Annotated in this window: 2 protein-coding genes; one reads left to right on the top strand and one right to left on the bottom strand. The window is 45.2% G+C overall.

Translation table 11 applies throughout. From position 1 onward, the window contains the following. Positions 1 to 197 precede the first annotated feature (197 nt). Positions 198 to 3,878, bottom strand: coding sequence for a methionine synthase (gene metH, locus QTN94_RS19100; protein WP_331428544.1), 3,681 nt, complete (start codon positions 3,876 to 3,878; stop codon positions 198 to 200). Between the two features lie 168 nt (positions 3,879 to 4,046). On the opposite strand from metH, the gene QTN94_RS19095 reads away from it, so the two are divergent. Further along, a complete protein-coding gene (locus QTN94_RS19095) occupies positions 4,047 to 5,360 on the top strand; it encodes a cation:proton antiporter (protein ID WP_331428543.1) in 1,314 nt (437 codons plus the stop codon). The last annotated feature ends 217 nt before the right edge of the window (positions 5,361 to 5,577 follow it).

Below are 5,577 nucleotides of genomic sequence, written 5' to 3'. Positions count from 1 at the left end.
TATAGTGAGGCGGATTCATATCTGCTCATGTTCTTTATTTCCTTCATTTGCTGGTTACAAACGAGGACATCTTGAACATGAGCGTTCTTCGGGCATAGCCCAAAGGAACGATCACCACCTTCTAAAGAAGGTGGTTTAAGGTTAGAAAATTAAAAAGCGCAGCTCATTGAGCTGCGCTTTTTCTATCAGGAAAGGCTCTAGCCGTTAATGTTAGGGCCCAGCCATTTCTCTGCTTCAAGCATATCCCATCCCTTGCGCTGCGCGTAACTTTCAACTTGATCTTGTTGGATCTGTGCGATCGCAAAGTAGCGAGAATCTGGATGAGAGAAGTACCAGCCCGAAACAGACGCCCCAGGGAACATCGCGTAACTGGACGTTAAGGTCATCCCTATCGTCTCTTCGACTTTCATCAACTCCCACAATGGGCCTTTCTCGGTATGTTCAGGACAAGCCGGATATCCAGGCGCAGGACGAATACCTTGATACTTCTCTCTAATGAGCTCTTCATTGGATAAGTTTTCATCTTCGGCATAACCCCAGATCTCTTTACGTACCCGCTCATGCAGATACTCAGCGAAGGCTTCAGCCAATCGGTCAGCAACCGCTTGAATCATGATCGCATTGTAGTCATCACCCTGCGCTTTGTACTGATCAGCCAGCTCCCGTTCATTGATACCACCTGTTACAGCAAAGGCACCAATCCAATCTTTTTTGCCCGACTCCTTAGGTGCTATGTAATCAGACAAACAGTAGTTAAAGCCTTTAGGTTTCTCGGTTTGCTGACGTAAGTTATGCAGAACTTTAGCTACTTCAGTACGAGATTCATCAGTATAGACCTCGATATCATCGCCAATACTTGCAGCAGGGAAAAGTGCACACATTCCTCGCGCCTGCATCAAACCTTCTTGTTCAACACGATCGAGTAGTTCATTCGCGTCCTCAAAGAGACGTTTTGCTTCTTCACCTACCTCTTCATGTTGGAAAATAGTGGGATACTTACCCACCAAAGACCATGTCATAAAGAATGGCGTCCAATCGATGTACTTACGCAAGGTACCGATGTCAAAATCGTCAAATACATGCACACCCGGCTTAGCAGGAACTGGCGGTGTGTAACTCTCCCAGTCAATGGCAACCTTGTTCGCTCGTGCTTGTTCAAGAGTAACAGGCTTAGTACGTGGCTTTTTGCGGTTATGTTGATCACGTACACGTACATAATCTGCATCAAGCTTTTCAACAAAATCAGGGCGCAGTTCATTTGAAAGCAACGAGGTACACACACCAACCGCTCGAGACGCATTGTTTACATAAACAACGGGATGTTTGTAGTTCTGCTCTATCTTAACAGCGGTATGAGCTTTAGATGTGGTTGCACCACCAATCAAAAGCGGCAAATCGAAATTAAGACGTTCCATCTCTTTGGCAACATGAACCATTTCGTCGAGTGAAGGGGTAATTAAGCCGGAAAGTCCAATGATATCGACATTCTTTTCTTTGGCGACTTTAAGGATCTGTTCACACGGAACCATCACCCCGAGATCGATAATTTCATAGTTATTACATTGCAAAACGACACCTACGATATTCTTACCAATATCGTGAACATCACCTTTCACCGTTGCTAATAAAATCTTACCGTTAGTAGATCCCGCCTGTTTGCCCGCATTGATAAATGGCTCTAGGTGGGCAACTGCCTGCTTCATTACACGTGCTGACTTCACCACCTGAGGTAGGAACATTTTGCCTTCACCAAACAGGTCACCGACGACGTTCATACCATCCATGAGAGGGCCTTCAATCACCTCTAACGGTTTGGCAGCATTCACGCGCGCTTCCTCAGTATCTTCAACAATAAACTCGGTAATACCTTTTACTAAGGCGTGCTCTAAACGTTTTTCAACAGGCCAAGTACGCCACTCAAGTGCCGACGCATCTTCTTCTTTACCTACCCCCTTGTCTGCGTACTCCGCAGCAATATCCAGTAACCTCTCAGTACTGTCATCGCGACGGTTGAGCACCACATCCTCAACCGCTTCACGCAGCTTCTCGGGTACGTTGTCGTATATTTCCAGTTGCCCTGCATTTACGATACCCATATCCATGCCGTTTTTAAAACAGTGGTAGAGAAACACAGCATGAATCGCTTCTCGAACGTAGTTATTACCTCGGAAAGAGAAGGAGACGTTCGAAACGCCACCAGATATCATCGCATAAGGGAGATCGCGTTTGATGTCTGCTACCGCTTCAATAAAGTCCACCGCATAATTGTTGTGTTCCTCAATGCCCGTTGCAACAGCGAAAATATTTGGGTCGAAAATGATATCTTCCGGTGGGAAACCGACTTCATTGACTAAGATATTGTAGGCATTCGTACATATCTCTAGTTTACGTGCACGTGTCTCTGCCTGACCGATTTCATCAAATGCCATGACAATAACAGCCGCACCGTAACGGCGAATCAACTTAGCCTGTTCGACAAATTTCTCTTTACCCTCTTTAAGAGATATGGAGTTAACAATGCCTTTGCCCTGAATACACTTTAGACCCGCTTCAATGACTTCCCATTTGGATGAATCGACCATGATAGGGACTTTCGAGATTTCTGGCTCAGATGCACATAGATTTAGGAAACGAACCATACTCGCCTCCGCATCCAACATGCCTTCATCCATATTGATATCGATGATCTGTGCGCCGTTCTCTACTTGCTGGCGGGCAACCTCTAACGCTTCGTCATAGAGTTCTTCTTTGATCAATCGTTTGAAGCGAGCAGAGCCAGTAACGTTTGTTCGTTCGCCGACGTTAACAAACAGAGTTTCCTTCTCAATCGTTAACGGTTCAAGACCTGATAAGCGACAAGCCACCGTCAATTGAGGAAGTGCTCTTGGTTTTACTCCAGCGACCACCTTTGCCATTTGGCGAATATGCTCAGGCGTAGTACCACAACACCCGCCAATTAAATTAAGAAAGCCACTTTCAGCCCACTCTTTGACATGAACCGCCATGTCCGAAGGAGAAAGGTCGTACTCACCAAAAGCATTCGGCAAACCCGCATTAGGGTGTGCTGAAACAAACGTCTCAGAGATACGTGAAAGCTCTTCAACGTATGGTCTTAGCTCATCAGGGCCAAGGGCACAGTTAAGTCCAAATGAGATTGGTTGAACGTGACGTAGAGAGTTATAGAAGGCTTCGGTTGTTTGACCGGATAATGTCCGACCCGACGCATCGGTAATGGTACCTGAGATCATAACAGGTAGGCTAAAACCCAGTTCTTCAAACACACTATCAACCGCGAAGGCACAAGCCTTGGCATTCAAAGTGTCAAAAATGGTTTCAATAAGGATAAGATCAGACCCACCTCGGATCAGGGCGCGAGTCGATTCAGAATACGCTTCAACTAACTGGTCAAAGCTAACATTTCGATAACCAGGGTCATTTACATCCGGTGAGATAGAACATGTGCGGTTAGTAGGGCCAAGAACACCGGCAACATAGCGAGGTTTATCTGGCGTCTTCGCACTCCATTCATCAGCGACTTCTCTTGCCAATTTTGCTGCGGCAAAGTTAATCTCTTCGCTGAGGCTTTCCATATCGTAGTCAGCCATAGCGATAGTTGTCGCATTGAAAGTGTTGGTTTCAAGAATATCCGCCCCTGCTTCAAGATACGCTGCGTGGATATCTCTGATTAACGTTGGCTGTGACAACACTAACAGGTCATTATTGCCCTTCAAATCACAGTGCCAATCTGCAAAGCGCTCGCCTCGGTAATCTTGCTCTTCCAATTTGTAATCTTGGATCATGGTGCCCATACCACCATCAATCAATAAGATACGTTGCTTTAATTGAGCTTCAATCTGTTGCCTTACATTACTTCCCACGGTACTGCCTCATTCCTTTATTTATGCCTCCATCCTATCACAGTTATTAAAGGAGTCTAGACGTCTAAAAGATCAAATTGATGACTTACTTATGACAAAAAGTGTTTGCTATTTGAACATAGTAGGCAGAAAATCCTCATTCACAATTTGTTACATAATGAGATTCTAATGTCGGTCTACTACACACTGTGCTTCCTGTCTGCAGCAGCGATGTTGATTGCTTTTATAAACAGCAAGATAGGTAAGATGCAAACCACCATCGCGATTACCGCTGGTTCGATGATGCTTTCGCTACTTATCTTAATTGCGGGTCAGAATGATTGGTTCCACCTGACTGAAATCGCTTCAAACACGGTATCCAGCATTAACTTTGAAGACTTTCTTCTAAAAGGGATCCTTGGATTTCTGTTATTTGCGGGCGGATTAGGAATCAAACTTCCCAATTTAAAAGATCAAAGATGGGAAATCACAGTGCTTGCTCTCGGCGCGACCCTGTTTTCGACATTCTTTATAGGCTTTGTACTGTATGGATTCTGTCAACTGATCGGCATTCAATTCAATCTCATTTATTGCTTGTTATTTGGCGCACTGATCTCGCCAACCGACCCTATCGCTGTTCTTGCGATCGTAAAGAAACTTGATGCACCAAAACGTATTTCAACCCAAATCGAAGGTGAATCTCTGTTTAACGATGGCTTCGGCTTAGTAATCTTCGTTACTATTTTTACCATCGCATTCGGCACAGAAACGCCAACGGTGGGCAGTGTGACATTACTGTTCATTCAAGAAGCCATCGGTGGTATTGCCTATGGCTTTGCTCTAGGACTACTTTTCCACTACTTAATTAGTGCTACAGATGATCACTCTATGGAACTGCTGCTCACGATTGGTATGCCAACGGCCGGTTATGCGTTTGCTGAAGTGATACACGTTTCAGGACCGCTAGCTATGGTTGTGTCAGGTATCATGATAGGGAACTGGACTCGCTTTATCGGTTTCTCTAAAGAAAGTGAAGACCACTTAGACCACTTCTGGGAGCTGGTAGATGAATTCTTAAATGGCGTGCTATTCCTACTCATTGGTATGTCTATGTTACTATTTGAGTTCCATAAAGAAGACTGGATCCTAATGGCGTTCTCCATCCCATTAGTACTCGCAGCTCGCTACCTGAGCGTATTCTTCTCTTACATTGGCTTCAAACGCTACCGCAAGTACAACCCTTGGTCTGTCAGGATACTCACTTGGGGTGGCCTCCGTGGTGGGCTGGCATTAGCGATGGCGCTATCAATTCCATCGGGTATCTGGGTCATTCAGGATAAGCTGATAGATGTAAAAGAGATCGTGTTGGTCATGACATATTCAGTAGTGGTATTTTCTATCCTTGTCCAAGGCTCGACCATCACTCCTATGATTGAAAAAGCGAAACTCAAACAGAAGGAGATCGACGAAGAGTGCGATCTTGAACAAGCCCCCCAAGAATAAGTGTGATACTCAGAAAGACATTCAAAGGCAGCCAAATGGCTGCTTTTTTATGGGTGTAGGCTAAAGTATTTCTCTTTTCAGGGACAAGTCCTATCAACATCTTCTAGGCCCAACATCCCATCAGTTTACAGCCAAACCTTACCTTCAGCGTAAGTCCCGCTGCCATTGTCCGAAGGCGCAGCGCTCGTATTGTCCCCTATCTCAAAGCGCGTAATCC

Source organism: Vibrio sp. M250220, assembly GCF_036533795.1.
Taxonomy (GTDB): domain Bacteria; phylum Pseudomonadota; class Gammaproteobacteria; order Enterobacterales; family Vibrionaceae; genus Vibrio.
The sequence above is the reverse complement of the archived record's forward strand: the minus strand, read 5'-3'. Positions and strand labels throughout refer to the sequence as shown.

Excerpts from the sequence above, each read along its gene's own strand:
- QTN94_RS19095 (WP_331428543.1), top strand. The coding sequence starts at position 4,047 with ATGTCGGTCTACTACACACTGTGCTTCCTGTCTGCAGCAGCGATGTTG.